We start from the raw sequence: 20,513 nt of genomic DNA, 5'->3' as shown, positions 1-20,513 counted from the left end.
GGTCCCTCGCGGTGCCCGGGCACCTCGGGCACGATCGGGCGTCGTGAGCCCTTCCACGTCGTCCACGTCCGCCGAGACCGGGTCGAGCGACGGGACCGCGGCTCCTGCCGACATTCCCGCCGACACCCCTGTCGACGAGCTGACCGGCCCACGTCCCCCCGCCGCCGCCGACGAGAACGGCCGCGGGGCGCGGGGCCGCACGCCCGGGGCCCCCGCCGCGCCGACGGCCGGCCCCGCGGCACCCGGCGACCTGCCGCCGGACCGCTACGACAGCCGGGAGCTGTCGTGGCTGGAGTTCAACGCCCGGGTGCTCGCGCTGGCGGAGGACCCGAGCCAGCCGCTGCTCGAACGGGCGAAGTTCCTGTCGATCTTCGCGTCGAACCTCGACGAGTTCTACATGGTCCGCGTGGCGGGCCTGAAGCGCCGTGACCAGGCCGGGCTCGCCGTGCGCGGCGCCGACGGCCTGACCCCGCGCGAGCAGCTCACCCGGATCTCCGCACGCACCCAGGAGCTGGCCCACAAGCACGCCCGCGTGTTCCTCGACGAGATCGCCCCGGCGCTCGACGCGGCCGGCGTGCACCTCATCGACTGGTCGCAGGTCACCGACTGGGCCCGGCCCCGGCTCTCGGACTGGTTCGCCCGTCAGGTGTTCCCGGTGCTCACGCCGCTGGCCGTCGACCCGGCGCACCCGTTCCCCTACATCTCCAACCAGTCGCTCAACCTCGCCGTCGCCGTGCACGACCCGCAGACCGGCACCGAGCACTTCGCCCGCGTCAAGGTGCCGAACAACGTGCCGCGTCTGGTGCGCGTCGGCCCCGAGCCCGACGAGGACTCCCCCGCCGACAGCGACAAGCAGGCGTGGTTCCTGCCCATCGAGGACCTCATCGCCGAGAACCTCGACCAGCTCTTCGAGGGCATGACCGTCGTCGAGCACCACGTGTTCCGGGTGACGCGCAACGCCGACCTCGAGGTGGAGGAGGACCGCGACGAGGACCTCCTGCAGGCCCTCGAGCGGGAGCTGGCGCGGCGGCGTTTCGGCCCGCCGGTGCGTCTGGAGATCACCGACACCATGAGCGAGCACATGCTCGAGCTCCTGCTGCGCGAGCTCGACGTGGACCCGCACGACGTCGTGCAGGTGCCGGGACGCCTCGACCTCTCCGCGCTCATGGAGCTGCTGCGCCTGAACCGGCCGGACCTCAAGGACCCGGTGTTCGTCCCGGCGAAGCACCCGGCGTTCAGCGAGGGCGAGACCCCGAAGAGCGTGTTCGCCACCCTGCGCGAGGGCGACGTGCTGGTGCACCACCCGTACGACTCGTTCTCCACGAGCGTGCACCGCTTCATCGAGCAGGCCGCGGCGGACCCGAAGGTCCTGGCGATCAAGCAGACGCTCTACCGCACCTCGGGTGACTCCCCCATCGTCGAGTCGCTGATCGACGCCGCCGAGGCCGGCAAGCAGGTCGTCGCCGTCGTGGAGATCAAGGCCCGGTTCGACGAGCGCGCCAACATCGGGTGGGCCCGTGCCCTCGAGCGCGCGGGCGTCCACGTCGTCTACGGCCTCGTGGGCCTCAAGACCCACTGCAAGGCCGTGCTCGTCGTGCGCCAGGAGGGCTCGGCGATCAAGCGGTACTGCCACCTCGGGACCGGCAACTACAACCCGAAGACCGCCCGTCTCTACGAGGACATCGGCGTGTTCACCGCCGACGAGACGATCGCCGCCGACCTCACCGACCTGTTCAACGTGCTCACCGGCTACGCCCGGCGCACCTCGTACCGCAAGCTGCTGGTCGCCCCGTACGGGCTGCGGCGCGGCATCGTCGAGCGCATCGACCACGAGCGGGAGCGCGCCGAGCGCGGCGAGACCGCCGGCATCCGGATCAAGGTCAACGGTCTCGTCGACGAGCAGGTGATCGACGCGCTCTACCGCGCGTCGGGGGCGGGCGTGCCCGTCGACCTGATCGTCCGCGGGCTCTGCTCGCTGCGGGCGGGCGTGCCGGGCCTCTCGGAGAACATCCGGGTGCGCTCGATCCTCGGCCGCTTCCTCGAGCACTCGCGGATCTTCCACTTCGTCGGTGCCGACGAGTACTGGATCGGCAGCGCGGACATGATGCACCGCAACCTCGACCGCCGGGTCGAGGCGCTCGTGCCCGTCACCGACCCGCGTCTGTCCGCCGAGCTCGCCTCGATCCTCGACTCGGCGACCGACCCGGGCACGCGCAGCTGGATCCTCGAACCCGACGGGTCCTGGGATCCGTGGCCGGTCGCCGCCGGCGAGGGTCACGAGGGCCTGTCGGTGCACGATCACCAGCTCCGGCTGCTGCAGCAGCGGCAGAGCCGGAAGTGACGGTGCAGGGAGACGGAGCGGAGCGGGAGTCGACCCGATGACGGTGTACGCCGCGGGAGCGGTCCTCTGGCGCCCGGACGGCACCGGGCAGGACGTCGAGGTGGCGGTCGTGCACCGCCCGCACCACCAGGACTGGAGCCTGCCCAAGGGCAAGGTCGATCCGGGCGAGACCCGGGTCGACGCGGCCGTGCGGGAGCTGGCCGAGGAGACGGGGTTCGCCGCCGTGCTCGGCCGGCACCTGCGGACGGTGCACTACATGGTCGGCGCCGAGGACAAGGTCGTCGAGTTCTGGTCGGCCCGCGCCGGCGAGGGCCGGTTCACGCCCGGCGACGAGACCGACGAGCTGCGCTGGCTCTCCCCGCCCGAGGCCGTGGCGCTGCTGACCTACGAGTCCGACCGCGACGTCGTCGACGCCTTCACCGCCCGCCCGCCGGCCCTGCGCACCCTGCTGCTCGTGCGGCACGCGCTCGCCGGGAAGCGCTCGGAGTGGGACGGCCCGGACGCCGACCGTCCGCTGGTCGAGGAGGGGTACGAGCAGGCGCAGCGCCTGGCCGTGTTCCTCTCCCGGTTCGGGGTGACCGCGCTGCACGCGGTGCCCAAGGCCCGCTGCCGCCAGACGCTGGCGCCCTACGCCGAGGCGGCGGGCGTGACGATCCACGAGGCGCCGGAGCTGGGCGACGGTGCGGTCGCGCGCGACGACGGGCCCGCGCTCGCACTCCTCGAGCGGCTCACCGCGGGCGGGACCGGCGGCGTGGTGGCCGCGGTGTGCGCGCAGGGCGACGGCATCCCGCACCTGGTGCGCGTGCTGGCGACGGCCGCGACGCGGTCCGGGTGCGCCCCGCTCTCGGACCGCGACCTCGCGGACCCGCCGTCCCGCAAGGGCAGCGTGTGGGTCCTGTCGTTCGGCCCGGACGGCACCCTCGCCGCGGCCGACTACCACCGCGACGCGGCCTTCTGAGGATCCATCTCACAGGACGAATCGCCCGCGGCGGGACAGCCGGGCACGGATCGGGGCGCGTTCAGACGGGACGCTGACCTCGGTTAACGTCGCGCCGACCCCGTCGTCGACCCGCCAGGAGCCCAGCCCGGTGCGTGTGGCGAACACCCGTCGCGTCCGCCAGATCGTCCTCGTCGTCCTCGGCGCGGTCGTCCTGCTGGGCGTCAACGTGCCCCCGGCGTTCTCCTACATCGACGAGTGGCGTCACGAGCAGTTGATCAACAGCCCGGACTACGAGCGCGCGTTCGGGCACTGGGACACGATCGACGTGCCGGACGACCGCCGGGTCAACGCGATCCACGCCGCGCTGCTCTCCTCGGGCAAGGTCCTGCTGATCGCGGGGTCGGGCAACAAGGAGGACATGTTCGCGACGCGGGCACTCAAGAGCCTGCTCTACGACCCGACCACCGGGCAGTCGCGGATGATCCCGGTCCCCGACGACATGTTCTGCGGCGGGCAGACGACGCTGCCCGACGGGCGGCTGCTCGTGGCGGGCGGCACCCAGCGCTACGAGCGGCTCGACGGCGCGGTCACGAACGCGGCCGGCACGATGACGGTGAAGAACGAGGACCCGAACGCCCCGATGGTGCTGCCGGCGGGCACGGTGTTCGTCTCCCCCACGGGCGTGCGCTACCGCGCCGACGCCGAGACGCGGCTCCCGCCGGCGCAGAAGAACGGCCAGGGACGCCGCACGCAGGTGGTCGCGGCGGAGGAGCCGGTCTTCGTCGAGGCCGTCGACCCCGGTCCCGGGGGGCTGACCACCGAGCCCGCGCAGTACCAGGTCGAGGGCCTCGCGCCCGGCGTCGCCCGCAACGTCTACGGCCAGGGTCAGCAGATGACCCTGCGCAAGCAGGACTACCAGGGCACCAACAAGGCCTACACGTTCGACCCCGTCAGCGAGACGTGGTCGCAGGTCTCCGACATGGCGTTCCACCGCTGGTACGCGACGCTGACGCCGATGTCCGACGGCCGCGTGCTGACGGTGGCCGGCCTCGACGGCGCCGGCGAGGTCCTCAACGGCCAGACCGAGATCTTCGATCCCACGACGAACGCCTTCTCGGAGCGCAAGGACCTCACGCGCTACTTCCCGACCTACCCCGCGATCTTCGAGACCGCGCAGGCCGGGCGGATGGTCTACACCGGGGCCAACGCCGGCTACGGGCCCGCCGAGAAGGGACGCGAGCCGGGGTTCTGGGACACCGACACCGGCGCCTTCGCCGCGATCCCCGGCATGCGCGACCCCGACCTGCTCGAGACGGCCGGCTCCGCCTGGGTCGGGCCCGTGAACGACCAGCGCCTCGCCGTCGTCGGCGGCGGCGGGGTCGGCGAGAGCCCACGGTCCACCGGGCGCATCGACTACCTCGACCTGCGCGACCCGGCGCCGCACTTCACCCCCGGACCGAGCCTGCCCGAGGGCGTGCGCTACCCGAACCTCGTCAACCTGCCCGACGACACGATGCTGATCTCGGGCGGTTCGCGGGACTACCGCGGCAAGGGCGGGACCAACAACCACATCGCGCGCCTGCTGCACCCCGACACGGGGCAGATCACCGCCGCCGCCGACCCCGCGGTCGGGCGCGACTACCACACCGAGGCATTGCTGCTCCCCGACGGACGCGTGCTCACCGCCGGCTCCGACCCGCTGTTCGACGACCAGCAGAACCTCGTGCCGGGCACCTTCGAGCAGCGCATCGAGATCTACAGCCCGCCCTACCTCTACCAGGGCGGCGGGCGGCCGACGATCACGAACGCGCCCCCGACGCTGGCGCGCGGACAGACGGCGACGATCCCGACGCCGGACCCCGAGCACATCCGCAGCGCCCGGCTGATCAAGGCCTCGACCGCCACCCACGTCACCACCACCGACATGCGCTCGGTGGCCCTCGACACCGCGCCGACCGCCGGCGGCCTCTCGGTGACCGTCCCCGAGGAGCCCGGGCTCACCCCGCCGGGCCCGTACATGCTCTTCCTCGTCGACGACCGCGGCGTGCCGTCGGTGGGCAGGATGCTCGACGTCGAACCCGGCGGGCGGGCGCTGGCGGACTGAGGTGCGCTTCGCGCATGTGAGCACTTCGAGGTGCTGCAGCACCTCGAAGTGCTCACATGGCCGGAGGCCACCTCAGCCCTTCGCGGCCTTCTTCTCCGCCTGGAAGGTGTCCTCGTCGGCGCCGCGGCGCCAGTAGCCGGAGATCGAGAGCCAGGCGCGGTCGAGGCCCCGCTCCTCGAGCAGGTGGGAGCGCAGGGCCTTCACGTCGCCGGTCTCGCCGTGGACGAAGGCGTGCACGGTGCCCGCGGGCCACTCGGCGCCGCGGACGGTCTCGACGAGGTCCTCGCCGGCGTCGCGGTGCAGCCAGCGCAGGGTCACGGCCTCGGACGTCGCGAGGGCGATCTCGTCGTCCGGCCCGTCGACCTGGACGAACGCGTGCACGGGCACGCCGGAGGCGACACTCTCGAGTGCCGCGGCGATGGCGGGCAGGGCCGCCTCGTCGCCCACCAGGACGTGCGCGTCGGCCTCCGGCGAGGGCGCGTAGGCCCCACCCGGCCCCATCATCGTGAGCTCGTCGCCCGGGGCCGCCGCCAGCGCCCAGGGCCCAGCGACGCCGGTGTCGCCGTGCACGACGAAGTCGATCGCCAGCTCGCCCGCGGCGTGGTCGAGGGCGCGCACCGTGTAGGTCCGCACGATCGGCCACGCCTCGCGTGGCATCGACTCGCGGATCGCGGGGACGTCGAACGGCTCCGGGTACTCGACACCGGGCCGCGGGAAGGCGAGCTTGACGTACTTGTCGGTGAAGCCGTTGTCGGCGACGCCGTCGAGGGCCGGTCCGCCGAACACCACGCGCAGCAGGTGCGGCGTCAGCCGCTCGGAGCGCAGCACGCGCAGCCGGTGGCCCGCGCCGCCCTTCCGGGTCCGTGGGGACGGTGCCGGGGTGGACGGTGCCGGGGTGGACGCCGGGGCGGCGGGGGCCTGGGTCTCGGGAGCAGCCATGCCCCGACCTTACCCCTGGAAATTAGGGCAGCCTAAGTTCAGAGCCGGGACGCCACGCGGACCAGGTCGGCGAGGCCCCGCACCCGGCTCTGGGGCGGCCACGCCAACAGCGTGGTCACGCGGGCCGCGTCGACCACCGGGACCGCGACGATGCCCTCGGGCAGGCCGGCGCGCACGGAGTCCGGCAGCACCGCCACCGCGCGCCCGAGCATGACGAGCTGCTGGAGCTGGGCGCTGTCGTGGACCTGCGGGCCCTCGCCCGCGGAGAACCCGCCGTCGGGCCGGGGCCAGCGGGGCAGCGGCAGATCGGCGAGGTCGGCCGTGCGCAGCTGGGCGCGGCCGGCGAGGGGGTGCCCGACCGGGAGGAACAGGGCCTGACCCTCCTCCGCGAGCTCCTCGGTGTCGTAGCCGTCGGTCGCGTCGAAGGGCCGGTGCAGCAGGGCCACGTCGGCCCTGCCGTCGCGCAGCACCCGCTCCTGCTCGCCCGGTCCGCAGAGCGTGACGTCGACCTCGGCCGCCCCGGGCTCCGCAGCGTACGCGTCGAGCAGCTTCGCGAGGAGCTCCTGCGACGCCCCGGCCTTCGCGACCAGCCCGAGCACCGGGCGCGCGCCGGCCGCCCGCCGGGTCCGGCGCTCCGCGGCGTCGACCGCGTCGAGCGCCGCCCGGCCCTCGGTGAGGAGGACCGCGCCGGCCTCGGTGAGCGCCACGGCGCGGGTGGTGCGGTCGAACAGCGGGGCCCCGAGCCGGCGCTCGAGCGCCCGGATCGCGCGGGACAGCGGCGGCTGGGCGATCCCGAGCCGCTCGGCGGCCCGCCCGAAGTGCAGCTCCTCGGCGACCGCGACGAAGTAGCGCAGCTCCCGGGTCTCCACACCCTCATTCATACCCCCGCGGTATCGCCGCGCACCGAGATGGTCTTGGACCACCGGCGCCGACCGGGCCGAGCATGGGGGCATGACAACAGCGCTGATCACCGGGGCGAACAAGGGCATCGGCTACGAGATCGCCGCGGGCCTCGGGGCCCTCGGCTGGCGGGTCGGCGTCGGCGCCCGCGACGACCGCCGCCGCGAGGAGGCCGTCGAGAAGCTCCGGGCCGACGGTGTGGACGCCTTCGGGGTGCCGCTCGACGTCACCGACGACGCGAGCGTGGCCGCCGCGGCGGCCTCCCTCGACCAGCTCGACGTCCTCGTCAACAACGCCGGCATCACCGGCGACAGACCCCAGGACCCGAGCACCATCGACCTCGACATCCTGCGCACGGTGCTGGAGACGAACGTCTTCGGCGTCATCCGGACGACGAACGCGATGCTGCCGCTGCTGCGCCGCTCGGAGCACCCGCGGATCGTGACCGTGTCCTCGGGCGTCGGATCCCTCACGCGCCAGAGCACCGGCCAGGCCGGCCCGATCGCGCTCGGCTACTCGCCGTCCAAGACCTACCTGAACGCGGTGACGCTCCAGTACGTCCGGGAGCTGGAGGGCACGAACATCAAGATCAACCTGGCGTGCCCGGGCTACGTGGCCACCGACCTCAACGGCCACCAGGGCCACCGCACCACGCAGCAGGGCGCCGCGACGCCCATCCGCCTGGCCACCCTCCCCGACGACGGCCCCACCGGCGGCTTCTTCGAGGACGCCGGCGAGGTCCCCTGGTGAGACCTCAGACGGTGGTCGGCTTGTGGGCCGGCCGCGTCGCCTCGTAGGCCTCGATGGCGTCGGCGGAGCGCAGCGTGATGTCGACGTCGTCGAGGCCCTCGAGCAGGCGCCACCGGGCGTAGTCGTCGACGGTGAACCGCACGACGAGGTCGTCGGCGGTGATCGTGAGCGCCTCGAGGTCGACGGTGAGCTCGAGGCCCGGGCGCTCCTCGATCTTCTTCCACAGCAGCTCGACGTCGGACTGCTCGACGGTGGCGGCCAGCAGGCCCGCCTTCGACGAGTTGCCCTTGAAGATCTCGCCGAAGCGCGACGAGATCACGACGCGGAACCCGTAGTCCATGAGCGCCCAGACGGCGTGCTCACGGGACGAGCCGGTGCCGAAGTCGGAGCCGGCGACGAGCACCGACCCCCGGTTGAAGGGCTCGGTGTTGAGCACGAAGCTCGGGTCGGCGCGCCAGGAGGCGAACAGCCCGTCCTCGAACCCCGTGCGCGTCACGCGCTTGAGGTAGACGGCCGGGATGATCTGGTCGGTGTCGACGTTCGACACGCGCAGCGGTGTGGCGATGCCGGTGTGGGTGGTGAAGGCGTCCATGGGTGCGGCCCTCCTCAGGCGAACGTCAGGGTGGTGGGCGTGAGGTCCTCCGGTGAGGAGAGCGTGCCGCGCACGGCCGTGGCCGCCGCGACCAGCGGCGACACGAGGTGCGTGCGCCCGCCCTTGCCCTGGCGGCCCTCGAAGTTGCGGTTCGACGTCGACGCGCAGCGCTGGCCGGGCGCGAGCTGGTCGGGGTTCATGCCCAGACACATCGAGCAGCCCGCGGAGCGCCACTCGGCGCCGGCCTCGGTGAACACGGCGTCGAGGCCCTCGGCCTCGGCCTGCGCCTTGACCTTCATCGAGCCGGGGACGACGAGCATCTGCACGGCGTCGGCCACGTGGTGGCCCTTGAGGACGTCGGCGGCCGCGCGCAGGTCCTCGATGCGCGCGTTGGTGCAGGAGCCGAGGAAGACGACGTCGACGGCGATGTCGCGGAGCTTGGTGCCGGGCTCGAGGGCCATGTAGGCGAGCGCCTTGCGCACGGCGGCCGCGTCGTCGTCGGACATCCCCTCGGGGTCCGGCACGGCCTCGGACAGCGGCAGGCCCTGGCCGGGGTTGGTGCCCCAGGTGACGAACGGCGTGAGCGCGTCGGCGTCGATGTGCACGACCTTGTCGAACTCGGCGTCGTCGTCGGTGCGCAGCTCGCGCCACGCCGCCACGGCCTCGTCCCACAGCTCGCCCTGCGGGGCGTGCGGGCGGCCCATCAGGTACTCGATCGTCGTGTCGTCCGGGGCGACCATGCCGGCGCGTCCGCCGGCCTCGATCGACATGTTGCACATGGTCATGCGGGCTTCCATCGACATCTCCCGCACGGCCTCGCCGCGGTACTCGAGCACGTAGCCCGCGCCGCCGCCGGTGCCGATCTGGGCGATCACCGCGAGGATGACGTCCTTGCTGGTGACGCCCGGGCGCAGGCGGCCGGAGATCTCGATCGCCATCGTCTTGAACGGGCGCAGGGGCAGCGTCTGGGTGGCCATGACGTGCTCGACCTCGGACGTGCCGATGCCGAACGCCAGCGCACCGAACGCGCCGTGGGTGGAGGTGTGCGAGTCGCCGCAGACGACCGTCGTGCCCGGCTGCGTCAGCCCGAGCTCCGGTCCGATCATGTGGACGATGCCCTGGTTCGCGTCGCCCATCGGGTAGAGCTTGACGCCGAACTCCTCGACGTTGCGCCGCAGCGTCTCGACCTGCGTGCGGGAGACCTCGTCGGCGATGGGCGCGAGGATGTCGAGCGTCGGGACGTTGTGGTCCTCGGTGGCGATGGTGAGGTCGGGGCGCCGCACGGGCCGTCCGGCGAGGCGCAGCCCGTCGAAGGCCTGCGGGCTGGTGACCTCGTGCACGAGGTGGAGGTCGATGTAGAGGAGGTCGGGCTCCTGGCCCTCGCCGTGTCGGACCACGTGCTGGTCCCAGACCTTCTCCGCGAGCGTGCGTCCCACTGTCTACCTCTTTCCTCACCCAAAATCCCACAGAGTGGGACTATGGTGTCGTCCTGTGGGACAGGGTAGCGGTATCGGCGTGCTCGACAAGGCGGTGGTCGTCCTGCGGGCGGCCGCGGCGGCGCCCTGCACGCTCGGCGAGCTCTGCGAGCGCACCGGGCTGCCGCGCGCGACGGCGCACCGGCTCGCGGTCGGCCTCGAGGCGCACCGCCTGCTGGTGCGCGAGCCCGACGGTCGCTGGCGTCCCGGCCCCGCGCTCGGCGAGCTCGCCCACGGTCACGGCGACCCGCTGCTCACGGCCGCCGAGGACGTCCTCCCCGGGCTGCGCGACCTCACCGGCGAGAGCATCCAGCTCTACCGCCGCGACGGCTCGGACCCCACGGTGCGCGTCTGCGTGGCCGCGGCGGAGCCGGCGAGCGGGCTGCGCGACACCGTGCCGGTCGGCGTCCGCGTGTCGATGGCCGCCGGCTCGGGGGCGAAGGTGCTCGCCGCCTGGTCGGCCGAGCCGTCCGCGTTCGCCGACCGCGTGCTCGAGGAGGTCCGCCGTCGCGGCTGGGCGCAGAGCGTCGCCGAGCGCGAGGCCGGTGTGGCCAGCGTGTCCGCGCCGGTCCGGGCCGCCGACGGCGCGGTGGTCGCCGCGGTGTCGGTGTCCGGCCCCGTCGACCGGATCGGCCGCCGCCCCGGGGCCCGCTGGGCCGAGCCGCTGCTCGCCGCCGCGCGCCGACTGGAGAGCCGGGTCGGCGAGGCGGGGTAGGACTCCCCCATGGAGCGCGACCTCGTCGGCCACGGCCTGTCCGCCCCGTTCGAGCGCTGGCCGAACGGGGCGCGCGTCGCCGTGAACATTGTCGTCAACGTCGAGGAGGGCGCCGAGGCCGCGTGGCCCGACGGCGAGGGCAACGACAGCTGGGGCGAGTACGCCATCCCGATCGACCCGGCGATCCGCGACATCGGCACCGAGGGCCACTTCGAGTTCGGCAGCCGCGTCGGCATCTGGCGGCTGGTGCGCCTGTTCGAGCGGTTCGACGCGGACGTGACGTTCGGCGTGTGCGCCCGGGCGCTGGAGCGCAACCCGCCCTTCGCCGCATGGCTGCGCGCGAGCCGGCACGACGTGCTCGGCCACGGCTACCGCTGGGCCGAGGTGACGACGATGAGCGAGGACGAGGAGCGCGCCGACCTCGAGCACGCGATGCGCGTGCTGCCCGATCTCGTCGGCCGTCCGGTGCGCGGCTGGTACGTGCGCTCGTTCCCGAGCGAGCGGACCCGGCGGCTCGCCGCGGCGCACCCCGACCTGGTCTACGACAGCGACGCCGTCAACGACGAGCTGCCGTACTGGACGGAGGTCGAGGGCCGTCGCTGGCTCGTCGTCCCTTACTCCAAGGTGCACAACGACACCCGCTACTTCCTCGCGCCCACCTACGCGACGCCGCGCCACTTCGCCGAGACGTTGATCGCGGCCGCGGACTTCCTGCTCGACGAGGCCCGCCACGGCGCCGGGGCCCGGCTGATGACCGTCGGCCTGCACCCGCGCTGGAGCGGACAGGCCGCGCGGGCGAGCGCCGTGCGCGACTTCCTGGCGTACGTCGCCGGTCAGCCGGAGATCGCGCTCGTCCACCGCTGGCAGGTCGTGCAGTGGTGGGCGGAGCTCGACCTCTGACCCGGTGAGCTCAGGCGGAGCGGGACCCCGGCCCGCGGACGCGCGCGAGCAGGTCGGCGACGACCCCGACCGCCTCGGGCCACCGGCCCGCAAGACGCTTCGGTTTCCGAAGCTTTCGTGTCAGGTCAGGCCGCGACCGGTCGACGCGGTGTGGTTGCCGTCGACCCCTCGCGCCGACGCTTCGATCTCCGAAGCGTCTGCTCCAGGTCGGGCCGCGCTGCTCCCTCGATCGACTCAGCCGCTCCGGGTCGAGGCCGACCGCTCCTCCACCCGCGGGATCGGGATCGAGGGGTGGGTCGGGCGCTGGTCGGCGGGCGAGGTCGCGTCGTTCGTCGACCGAGCCGACCGCGCCGACCGAGCCGCCGGGACCTGCGCCGGCAACGGCCCCGTCCAGCCGAACTGCTCACTGTGGATCCGGCCCGGCGGGACGCCCAGCTGGTCGAGGGCCGCGAGCGAACCCGTGAGCAGCCCCGGAGGCCCGCACACGTAGTACTCGAGACGACCGCGGGCGCGGGGCAGGATCGAGGCGAGCAGGTCGGCGTCGACGCGGCGCCCTGCGGTGCGCAGGACGTCGAGGTCGAGTCGGCGGGCCAGCACCTCGAGCTCCGGGCCGAACAGCGGCTGGTCGGGACGCTCGGCCAGGACAAGGCGGTGCAGGCGACGGTCGCCGCGCTCGGCGAGCGTGCGCAGCATGCTCATCATCGGCGTGATCCCGACCCCGCCGGCGATCAGCACCAGCCCGTCGACCCGCTCCGGCGCGTCGGGGGTGAAGCTGCCGTGCGGGCCGTCGAGCCACACCTTCTGGCCGGGACCGAGGCGGGCCAGCGCGCGGGTGAAGTCGCCGGTGGCGCGGACGGTGAGCTCCAGCCGGTCGGTCAGCTCGGCGCTGGAGGCGATCGTGAACGGATGCTCCTGGACGCCGACGACCCGCCGGTGCAGCCGGAGCCACACGAACTGGCCGGGGGCGAAGCGCAGCGCCCGGCCACGGAACACCGGGGTCAGCGCCAGGGTGGCGACGTCGGCCCCCTCGTGGCGCACGCCGTAGACCACGTACGCCCCGCGCCGGGAGAACAGCGGCTGCCACACCCACCGGCGCGCGAGCACCGCGAGCAGCAGCAGGGCCAGGGCGGAGCACACGACCCGCATCACGGGGTCCTCGAGGAGGTCGCCGAGCCAGAAGACGTGCATCCCGGCGAGGGCGAGCGCCAGCGCGGCCCCGAGGATGTGGGCCCGCGCCCACCACTCGTAGCGCGCCCCGCGCCGTCGTCCCCAGGCGGCGGCACCGGCGAGCAGCACCATCCCCACCGCGGCGGCGTAGCCGAACTGGATGCCGAGCGAGGCGGCGAACGGGTTCAGCAGCTTCGGGCTCTCGACGATCGCCGCGACCATGTGCCCGAGCACCAGCACGAGGGCGGCGACCCCGAGCCACTTGTGCCCGCTCATGATCCGGTCGATCCCGAGCGCCGTGGTCAGCGCCCGGAGGCGGGAGGCGCCGACGGTCGCCAGCACCATCGCCACCGAGGCGACGATCCCGGAGAGGACGATCGCGAGCTCGAGGAGCTCGCCCGCCTCCCAGCCCGCACCGACCCCCTGCCGTCCGAGGAACACCGCCGGTGGACCGACGAGGACGAGGATCGCGACCGCCGACCAGAGGGCCCGTTTCGCGCGCTTCGACACGACGGCGACGCTAGGGACGGCGTCCGGGAGATCCGACGCACCTGAGAACGGCTGATCAACTCCCGAGACCAGCGGCTCTCCGCGCACGGCCGACTGCCGATCCGCTGGGCCGATCGGGGGACCACGGCCCGCTCGTCCTCTCAGGACGGCGGCCCGTCCTCGCCCGGAGGCGCGTACAGTCCGGATCACCCATTCGAGTGAGACCCGGGCCACCCACTCCCGTGGCCGGGGCGAACGGAAGGTGTGGTCCGCCCATGCACATCGGCGAGCCCGTCCGCATGCTGACCGTCGAGCCCGTGGTCGACCCCGTGCCCCGCGGCGACTACCCCGAGCGGTTCGCCGAGGTGGCACCCCGCGTCCCGCGCCCGACGCCGCGGTCGGGTGTCCGACGCGCAGCGCCGCAGGAGATTCCCGCACCCGTCAGCACGTGACGGAGGCCCCCGACCTCGCGACACCGATCGTGGGGTGGCGGGTCTGGCTGATGGGGTGGGACGAGGACGGCCCGACGCTCGTCTCCCCCGTCGCACCCTTCACGTGGCTGCCCCGGGTGGCGGCGACGGCGGGCTGTCGAGCCGGCTGCACGCAGGCACCCACGTGGGACTGCCACTGCGGCCTGTACGCGACCGCCGACCTGCGGCTCGTGGCGCCCATGGTCATCAGCGCCGGCGCGATCCTGGGGTGCGCGGCGCTCTGGGGGCGCGTCGTCGAGGCGACCGACGGGTGGCGCGGCGAGCGGGGCTATCCCCTCGTCCTCTTCGCGCCGACCGTCGACGGCCGTGACCGACGCCGTCGCGACCTCGCCCTCGCCTTCGCGCGAACTCGCTCCCTGCGTCTCCCGGGCTCGCGTCCTGCCGATCTCCCGGTGGCCGCCAGCACCGCGGCGCTGGGCCGCCGCTACGCCGTACCCGCCCATCCCCTGCCCGCGGTGCCGCGGCCGGCCGTGTGGGAGTCGGACGTGGCCCGCCGCGCCACCGAGGTACGGGAGGAGGCCGCTCGCGGACTGGGCGCCCGACGTCTCGGCGACCGGGACGCGGACGCCCGCTTCGCCCGCACGGTCGGCGCCATGCTCGCGGCCCTGCAGGGAGGCTGAACGCGTCAGTCCCGCATCAGCAGCGCCGCGCGGTCCCGTCGGGCGGGTCCTACCCGCGCCGCTCCTGGATCTGGGTGGACTGCAGTGGGCTCGCCGTCCCGGGCCGCCGCCAGTGCCACACACCCATGGGCACGGCCCCGAGCGCGATCAGCGTGAGGCCGGCGCCGACAGGTCCCAGCGCGGCGAGCGCGACGCCGAGGACGACGCCCACGACGAGCGACGCGATCGACAGCCAATAGGTCCGGTGGCCCTGCTCCCGACGCGCGAGCCGCGCGAGCTTCGGGTCGCTGGCCTCGATGTGGCGCTGGATGTCGCGCAGGATGTACTGCTCACGGTCGTCGAGCACCGCAGTGCCTCTTCGACGTAGGTCGGTCGAGGACCTCCGGAGCGTGCACGGGGCCAGACCGATCGTTGGGCGTCCTCCCCAGGAATTTCCCCTGCTCCAGGGGTCGAAACTCGCAGCAGGTGAGCGGTTCGTCGCCCGCGGTCACCGGTTCGTGGGACGGGACGGGCGCCACCCGTCGTGCCGCGGGCGCGTCAGCGACGGTGCCAGCGCACCAGTTCGACGAACACCTCGTCGAACTCGCGCAGGGAGAACTCCTCGCGGAAGCGCATGACCTCCTGGCCGGCCTCGGTCATCTCGACGAACGGCCCGTAGCAGTCGGACTCGCCGGTCATCGGGTCGACCACCAGCACGACATACCCGTCGCAGCGGTCGAGGTCGGGGTCGCCACCGTTCACGGCCGCGATCACCCCGGTCCACCCCCTGGGCGGTGGACCCGGAGCCACCCGGCGAGCGGCCGGGGGGAGGACGCTCGCAGACGGTGGCCCCGGGCAGGCGGGAATGCCGCCCGGGCCGAACAGGCGCGCTGCCGATCCGGGCGCCCGCCGTCGCGCACCGTACTGGCCCTTCGGTGAGGGGACAACGTCCGCCCCGATCCACAGCATGTCGCTCGGTCACGAGCTGAGGACCCCGTCGAGGTGGTGGTGCAGCGCCGAACGAGCCAGCTCCACGTCGAACTGGCCGAAGACGACCCCGACCCCGAGTCCGGTGGCCAGCCCGATCAGCGCGGCCGCCTCGCGCTCGACGACGTCCTCGCTGATCCCCAGCCCGGTCAGCGTGCCGACCATCGTCGTGAGCAGGTCCCGGTTGACCGCGCTGAACGGCGACGCGGGGATCGTCGGGTCGGTCAGGGCGAGCGCGCCGAAGGCGTGGTGCACGACGGTGAGGTCCCGCCCGTCCTCGTCGACCGGCAGGAGCCCCTCGAGCACGACGGTCAGGCGCGCGCGGACGTCGGACGGGTCCGGGAGCTCGTCGAGGCGCTCGTCGATGCGCGCGGTGATCCGCCGCCGCACGTGCTCGAGGCCGGCGAGCAGGAGCTCGTGCCTGCTCGGGAAGTAGTACTGCACGAGGCGCACCGACACCCCCGCCTCCGATGCGACGTCGCGGTATCCGAGGTCGTGCACGCCCGTGCGGAGCGCACAGCGGACGAGGGCGGCGAGCACCTGCAGACGGCGGGCGTCGTGGTCGGCGCGGCGCGGCACGAGTCTCCCCTCCCGCGGTGACGGTCGTTGTGGTACGAGTGTACCCAAACCTCGGAGCAGGGAGGACGCATGCCGACGTCGTCCGACGACGGAACCCTCTTCGGCGGCCTCGACCCCGCGCACCGGGTCCGCACCGACCGCCTCGACGTCTACACATCGCCCCGTGTCGAGGGGCCGCGACCGGCGATCGTCCTCGTCCACGGCGGTCCGGTCGCCCCCGACGCGCAGCCCCGCGACTGGCCGGGCGCGGTCGGCTACGCGACGCTGGCCGCCGCGTCGGGCCTCGCCGGCATCGTCATCGAGCACCGGCTCCACAGCGGCGAGCACTACCCCGTCGCCGCCGACGACCTCGCCGCGGCCGTGGAGGAGACGCGCGCGCTCGAGGTCGTCGACCCGGACCGGGTGGGCCTGTGGTTCTTCTCCGGGGGCGGGCCGCTGGCCGTCGACTGGATGCGCGACACCCCGCCCTGGCTGCGCTGTCTGGTGTGGACCTACCCGGTGCTCGCGCCCCCGCCGGACTGGGACGGCGACATCCCGCGCTTCGACGCCATCGGCGCGCTGGCGACCTGTCGCGACCTCCCGACGCTGCTGATGCGGGTCGAGCACGAGATCCCGCCGCTCGTCCCGGACCAGGACGCCTTCGTGGCCGCGGCGCGGGACCGGGGGGCGTCGCTCGAGGTCGTGGACGTCCCCGGCGCGGTCCACGGCTTCGAGGGGCACGACCACGCGGCGGAGCCGTCCCGCGCCGCGGTCCGCCGGGCGATGGGCTGGGCGGCGAACGCGTTGCGCTGACCGATGGACCTCGATCGGTCAGCCGATCCCGCCGCGCCCCCCGAGGTGCTCGGCGAAGTGCCGCTCGATCGCGCGGTAGAGCCGGAACCGGTTCTCGGGGTTCGCGAACCCGTGGCCCTCGTCCTGCGCGACGAGGTACTCCACCGGGATCCCGCGCTCGCGCAGCGACGCGACGATGTTGTCGGACTCCGCCTGCACGACGCGGGCGTCGTTGGCGCCCTGGGCCACCAGCAGCGGGGTGCGGATGCGGTCGACCATGGTGATCGGCGAGCGCGCCAGCATGTCCGCCTCCTGCTCGGGGACCTCGGGGTCGCCGACGTAGCGGTACCAGTTGGCCACCATGTAGGGCTTCACGAACGGCGGCAGCGTGCGCATGAAGTTCGCGAGGTCCGAGATGCCCACGTAGTCCACGGCGGCGGCGAAGCGGTCGGGCGTCACCGTCACGCCGACCAGCGCGGCGTAGCCGCCGTAGGACCCGCCGTAGATGCCGACGCGGTCCGGGTCGGCGTAGCCCTGCCCCACGGCCCAGTCGACGGCGTCGAGGAGGTCGTCGTGCATCGTGCCGGCGAGCTCACCGATCGCGGCGAGCGTGTGCCGCCGTCCGTACCCCGAGGAGCCGCGGAAGTTGACCTGCAGCACCGCGTAGCCCCGGTTGGCCAGGAACTGCGCCTCCGGGTCGTAGGACCACGAGTCGTGGGCCCACGGGCCGCCGTGCACGACGAGGACCAACGGCAGGCCCGTCGGCTCGACACCGACCGGCAGCGTCAGGAACCCGTGCAGCGGCAGCCCGTCGCGGGCCGGAAACCCGACCGCCGTGCGGGGCGCCAGGTCGGCGGGGTCCAGGTGCGGGAGCGGCCGGAACAGCAGGCGGCTCTCGCCGGTGCCGTGGTCGTAGAGCCAGGTCAGGCCGGGCTCGCGGTCGTGGACGAACGACGCGACCCACCGCTGCCCGCTCTCGTCCGACGACAGCGTGCCCAGCACCCCGTCGGAGAGCTGCGAGAGCGCGGCGTACACCTCGGCGAACTGCGGGTCCACCACCTCGATGGTGGGCCGGTCGCCGACGAAGCGGGCCGCGAGGACCTCACCGGTGGCGCGGTCGGTGAAGACGGTGGGCGGCATGCCCGGGGCGGCGGTGCCCATGATGTCCAGGCTGTGTCCCTCGACGGCCGCGACCACGGTCTCCTCGCCGGTCTCCCGGTCGATCCGGACGAGCCGCAGGTCGTCGGAGTCCTGGTAGAGGCCCACCAGCAGGCCCGTCCCGTCCGGCGTCACCCTCTGCGGCTGCACCCCCGTCGGGTGTTCCGGCCCGCCGACCCGACGCAGGAAGCGCTTCTCCCCGGTCTCGGCGTCCACCGCGGAGAACTCCTGGGTGCCGTCGTCGGCGAGGTACGAGTAGAAGGCCGCCCGGCCGTCGCGGTCGACCAGGAAGTCGCCCCGCGGCTCGGGCTGCTCGAGGTGCAGCGTCGTCTCGCCGGTGGCGACCTCGACCCAGAAGAGGTCGAGGAACATCGGACGGCGGTTCATCGAGACGAGCACGTACCCGGGCGCCGACCGGACCGGCTCGAAGCCGACCACGCGTGACCCCGCCGGGAGGGGCGTCAGGTCGACGGCCGGCGTGTCCGGCGCCTCCAGATCGACCCGGTGGAGGTGCCAGTCCTCGTTGCCGTCGGTGTCCTGGAGGTAGAGCAACCAGCGCGGGTCGTCGGTCCAGGAGAAGATCGTGATGCCGCGCCGGGCGTCGTGCGTGACGCACACCGCGTCCGCGTGCTCCTCGTCGATCCCGCGCACCCACACCTGTTTGCGGCCGTACCGCGGCGCCAGGTAGGCGAGGCGCGTCCCGTCCGGCGAGATCGACGGGTGGGAGAACGCCGGATCGGCGAAGAACTCCTCCACCTCGATCGGCCTCGGCAGGGTGGCGACACGGGCGGTGTCGGTCATCGGGCACTCCGTTCTCTCGGCGCGTGTCCTCTCGGTGTGCGAGAAGGTCCGCGAACGACGGAACACCGTGCCGTCGCGGCACACTCAAGGCGCTGCGGTGCGCCCCACACCCGTCCGACCGATCCGGTGCGACGATCACCTCGGCGGGTGGCGTGCGCAGGGACGGAGGGTGTCGTGACTGCTGGAACGGGCGACGAGCACCGTTGGCCGGAGCCCGAACGAGCGCTGGAGGCCGGCATCGACTTCGACCGCGCCAACGCCGCCCGGATCTACGACTACATGCTGGGCGGGGCGTACAACTTCGCTGTCGACCGCGAGCAGGCCGCGAAGATCCTCGCCCAGAACCCGGACATGGACTACGTCTGCCGCGCGAACCGGGACTTCCTGCGCCGCGCCGTGGAGTGGTGCCTCGCGCAGGGCGTCGCGCAGTTCCTCGACCTCGGCTCCGGGGTCCCGACGGTCGGCAACGTCCACGAGATCGCCCTCGCCCAGCGCCCCGATGCGCGGGTGGCCTACGTCGACTTCGAGCCCGTCGCCGTCGCCCACGCCCGCGAGCTGATCGCGGGATACGACCAGGTCAGCGTCACCCGCGCCGACATGCGCGACACCGACGGGGTGCTCGGCGCCCCGGGCGTGCGCGACCTCCTCGACCTGACCCGCCCGGTCGCGCTGCTCACGGTCGCGGTGCTGCACTTCGTGCCCGACCCCACCCTGCCCGCGATCCTGGGCCGGTACCGGGACGCGCTGCCGCACGGCAGCGTGCACGTGATGTCGCACGGCAGCGCGGACCACGACGACCCCGATCTCGCGGCCCGGACGCGCGCCATCCAGGACGGCTACCGGGGCAGCGCCACCGAGGTCGTCCTGCGCTCGCGCCCGGAGATCACCGAGCTCCTCGGCGGGCTCGACCTGGTCCCGCCCGGCATGGTCGACATCGTCGACTGGCCCACCGCCAGCCCCGGCGAACGCCCCACCGGGGGCTACGCCGCGATCGCCCGCGTGGTCTGAAGGGGTGCGGCGATGACGGCGCCCACCCCCTGGACCCTGCGCGACGCGAGCCCCGACGACCTCGAGGACGTGCTCCGCGTGTGGCGGCGCGCGGTCGAGGCGACCCACGACTTCCTCGCCCCGACCGACGTCGACGGCTTCGAGGTGCAGCTGCGTCGGGAGCTCCCGCGCCTCGTCCTGCGGCTCGCGACCGATCCCGGCGACGGCTCGGTCGTGGGGTTCCTCACCGCGCGCGGCGGCGAGGTCGACGGGCTGTTCGTCGATCCCTCCGTGCACGGTCGGGGTGCCGGGACGGCGTTGCTCGAGGAGGTGGCCGCCCACCACCCGATCCTCACGCTGGACGTCAACGAGCAGAACCCCGCGGCCCGCGAGTGGTACCGGCGGCGGGGCTTCGTCGAGGTCGGGCGCTCCGCCACGGACGCCGACGGCAAGCCGTTCCCGATCATCCACCTGCGGCGCTCCGAGCCGCCCGGCGCGCGATGACCCCGAGAACGACGAACGCGGTGCACCGGAGAGCCGGTGCACCGCGTCGGTGTGGTGTAGCCCCGAGGGGATTCGAACCCCCGCTACCGCCTTGAGAGGGCGGCGTCCTAGGCCGCTAGACGACGGGGCCCTAGGAGAACGGTGACGACCCTAGATCACGGTCCGGCACTGCTCGCAGCTGGGGTACCAGGACTCGAACCTAGAACAACTGAACCAGAATCAGCCGTGTTGCCAATTACACCATACCCCATGGCGATCACCGAGCGTGACGAAGCCTCGCGCTCGACGACGCCGTCAAGTCTAAGACATCGGCCCCAGCGGGTT

Annotated in this window: 20 protein-coding genes and 2 tRNA genes; 11 read left to right on the top strand and 11 right to left on the bottom strand. The window is 73.6% G+C overall.

Annotation, left to right across the window (positions count from 1 at the left end):
• Positions 1-43: 43 nt before the first annotated feature.
• The 3 genes from ACQPYN_RS10440 to ACQPYN_RS10430 all read left to right on the top strand — a co-directional run bounded on the left by ACQPYN_RS10440 (position 44) and on the right by ACQPYN_RS10430 (position 5,385).
• On the top strand, positions 44-2,341 hold the full coding sequence (locus tag ACQPYN_RS10440) for an RNA degradosome polyphosphate kinase (RefSeq protein WP_433036555.1): 2,298 nt from the start codon (positions 44-46) through the stop codon (positions 2,339-2,341).
• A 37-nt stretch (positions 2,342-2,378) separates the two neighbouring features.
• On the top strand, positions 2,379-3,299 hold the full coding sequence (locus ACQPYN_RS10435) for an NUDIX hydrolase (protein WP_433036553.1): 921 nt from the start codon (positions 2,379-2,381) through the stop codon (positions 3,297-3,299).
• A 130-nt stretch (positions 3,300-3,429) separates the two neighbouring features.
• The gene (locus ACQPYN_RS10430; protein ID WP_433036551.1) at positions 3,430-5,385 is read left to right on the top strand and encodes a galactose oxidase-like domain-containing protein; all 1,956 of its coding nucleotides are present in this window, start codon (positions 3,430-3,432) and stop codon (positions 5,383-5,385) included.
• A 72-nt stretch (positions 5,386-5,457) separates the two neighbouring features.
• Here ACQPYN_RS10430 and ACQPYN_RS10425 read toward each other — a convergent pair whose 3' ends face one another.
• Together ACQPYN_RS10425 and ACQPYN_RS10420 are read right to left on the bottom strand one after the other, a co-directional pair.
• Complete coding sequence (locus ACQPYN_RS10425) at positions 5,458-6,324, bottom strand: siderophore-interacting protein (protein WP_433036549.1); 867 nt, start codon at positions 6,322-6,324, stop codon at positions 5,458-5,460.
• 38 nt (positions 6,325-6,362) lie between these two features.
• Positions 6,363-7,205 (bottom strand): LysR family transcriptional regulator, encoded by an 843-nt coding sequence (locus ACQPYN_RS10420; RefSeq protein WP_433036547.1) that lies wholly within the window; start codon positions 7,203-7,205, stop codon positions 6,363-6,365.
• 70 nt (positions 7,206-7,275) lie between these two features.
• On the opposite strand from ACQPYN_RS10420, the gene ACQPYN_RS10415 reads away from it, so the two are divergent.
• The gene (locus ACQPYN_RS10415) at positions 7,276-7,974 is read left to right on the top strand and encodes an SDR family oxidoreductase (protein WP_433036545.1); all 699 of its coding nucleotides are present in this window, start codon (positions 7,276-7,278) and stop codon (positions 7,972-7,974) included.
• Positions 7,975-7,978: 4 nt separating this feature from the next.
• Here ACQPYN_RS10415 and leuD read toward each other — a convergent pair whose 3' ends face one another.
• The gene (gene leuD, locus ACQPYN_RS10410; protein WP_433036543.1) at positions 7,979-8,566 is read right to left on the bottom strand and encodes a 3-isopropylmalate dehydratase small subunit; all 588 of its coding nucleotides are present in this window, start codon (positions 8,564-8,566) and stop codon (positions 7,979-7,981) included.
• A 14-nt stretch (positions 8,567-8,580) separates the two neighbouring features.
• Complete coding sequence (gene leuC, locus ACQPYN_RS10405) at positions 8,581-10,002, bottom strand: 3-isopropylmalate dehydratase large subunit (protein ID WP_433036541.1); 1,422 nt, start codon at positions 10,000-10,002, stop codon at positions 8,581-8,583.
• A 55-nt stretch (positions 10,003-10,057) separates the two neighbouring features.
• On the opposite strand from leuC, the gene ACQPYN_RS10400 reads away from it, so the two are divergent.
• Positions 10,058-10,756 carry an IclR family transcriptional regulator gene (locus tag ACQPYN_RS10400; protein ID WP_328309349.1) on the top strand — a complete coding sequence of 233 codons (699 nt, stop codon included), beginning with the start codon at positions 10,058-10,060 and terminating at the stop codon, positions 10,754-10,756.
• A gap of 9 nt (positions 10,757-10,765) precedes the next feature.
• Positions 10,766-11,656: a polysaccharide deacetylase family protein gene (locus ACQPYN_RS10395; RefSeq protein ID WP_433036539.1), complete on the top strand. Its 891-nt coding sequence runs from the start codon at positions 10,766-10,768 to the stop codon at positions 11,654-11,656.
• A gap of 234 nt (positions 11,657-11,890) precedes the next feature.
• Here the strand turns inward: ACQPYN_RS10395 and ACQPYN_RS10390 are convergent, their stop codons facing one another.
• Positions 11,891-13,333, bottom strand: a complete 1,443-nt coding sequence (locus ACQPYN_RS10390; RefSeq protein WP_433036537.1) for a ferredoxin reductase family protein — start codon at positions 13,331-13,333, stop codon at positions 11,891-11,893.
• Positions 13,334-13,587: 254 nt separating this feature from the next.
• Here ACQPYN_RS10390 and ACQPYN_RS10385 point away from each other — a divergent pair, with 254 nt between their 5' ends.
• Together ACQPYN_RS10385 and ACQPYN_RS10380 are read left to right on the top strand one after the other, a co-directional pair.
• Positions 13,588-13,764, top strand: coding sequence for a hypothetical protein (locus ACQPYN_RS10385; RefSeq protein ID WP_433036535.1), 177 nt, complete (start codon positions 13,588-13,590; stop codon positions 13,762-13,764).
• Positions 13,761-14,423: a hypothetical protein gene (locus ACQPYN_RS10380; RefSeq protein ID WP_433036533.1), complete on the top strand. Its 663-nt coding sequence runs from the start codon at positions 13,761-13,763 to the stop codon at positions 14,421-14,423. The genes ACQPYN_RS10385 and ACQPYN_RS10380 overlap by 4 nt, the downstream gene beginning before the upstream one ends.
• Before the next feature lie 49 nt (positions 14,424-14,472).
• Here the strand turns inward: ACQPYN_RS10380 and ACQPYN_RS10375 are convergent, their stop codons facing one another.
• From ACQPYN_RS10375 to ACQPYN_RS10365, 3 genes are all read right to left on the bottom strand, one after another.
• A complete protein-coding gene (locus tag ACQPYN_RS10375) occupies positions 14,473-14,769 on the bottom strand; it encodes a DUF3040 domain-containing protein (protein ID WP_433036531.1) in 297 nt (98 codons plus the stop codon).
• 191 nt (positions 14,770-14,960) lie between these two features.
• The gene (locus ACQPYN_RS10370; RefSeq protein ID WP_433036529.1) at positions 14,961-15,176 is read right to left on the bottom strand and encodes a hypothetical protein; all 216 of its coding nucleotides are present in this window, start codon (positions 15,174-15,176) and stop codon (positions 14,961-14,963) included.
• A 204-nt stretch (positions 15,177-15,380) separates the two neighbouring features.
• Positions 15,381-15,968 (bottom strand): TetR/AcrR family transcriptional regulator, encoded by a 588-nt coding sequence (locus ACQPYN_RS10365; protein ID WP_433036527.1) that lies wholly within the window; start codon positions 15,966-15,968, stop codon positions 15,381-15,383.
• A gap of 69 nt (positions 15,969-16,037) precedes the next feature.
• On the opposite strand from ACQPYN_RS10365, the gene ACQPYN_RS10360 reads away from it, so the two are divergent.
• Complete coding sequence (locus ACQPYN_RS10360) at positions 16,038-16,760, top strand: alpha/beta hydrolase (RefSeq protein WP_433036525.1); 723 nt, start codon at positions 16,038-16,040, stop codon at positions 16,758-16,760.
• 18 nt (positions 16,761-16,778) lie between these two features.
• Here the strand turns inward: ACQPYN_RS10360 and ACQPYN_RS10355 are convergent, their stop codons facing one another.
• Complete coding sequence (locus ACQPYN_RS10355) at positions 16,779-18,698, bottom strand: S9 family peptidase (protein ID WP_433036523.1); 1,920 nt, start codon at positions 18,696-18,698, stop codon at positions 16,779-16,781.
• 174 nt (positions 18,699-18,872) lie between these two features.
• On the opposite strand from ACQPYN_RS10355, the gene ACQPYN_RS10350 reads away from it, so the two are divergent.
• Both ACQPYN_RS10350 and ACQPYN_RS10345 read left to right on the top strand, forming a co-directional pair.
• Positions 18,873-19,706: an SAM-dependent methyltransferase gene (locus ACQPYN_RS10350; RefSeq protein ID WP_433036521.1), complete on the top strand. Its 834-nt coding sequence runs from the start codon at positions 18,873-18,875 to the stop codon at positions 19,704-19,706.
• A gap of 12 nt (positions 19,707-19,718) precedes the next feature.
• Complete coding sequence (locus ACQPYN_RS10345; RefSeq protein WP_433036519.1) at positions 19,719-20,189, top strand: GNAT family N-acetyltransferase; 471 nt, start codon at positions 19,719-19,721, stop codon at positions 20,187-20,189.
• Positions 20,190-20,246: 57 nt separating this feature from the next.
• Here the strand turns inward: ACQPYN_RS10345 and ACQPYN_RS10340 are convergent.
• Both ACQPYN_RS10340 and ACQPYN_RS10335 read right to left on the bottom strand, forming a co-directional pair.
• Positions 20,247-20,319 (bottom strand) — tRNA-Glu (locus ACQPYN_RS10340).
• 48 nt (positions 20,320-20,367) lie between these two features.
• Positions 20,368-20,439 (bottom strand) — tRNA-Gln (locus ACQPYN_RS10335).
• Positions 20,440-20,513: the final 74 nt, after the last annotated feature.

Origin of the sequence: Actinomycetospora sp. CA-053990, from assembly GCF_050948445.1 — a bacterium.
GTDB classification, from domain to species: Bacteria; Actinomycetota; Actinomycetes; order Mycobacteriales; family Pseudonocardiaceae; genus Actinomycetospora; species Actinomycetospora callitridis.
This window is presented reverse-complemented; position numbering and strand designations above follow the sequence as displayed.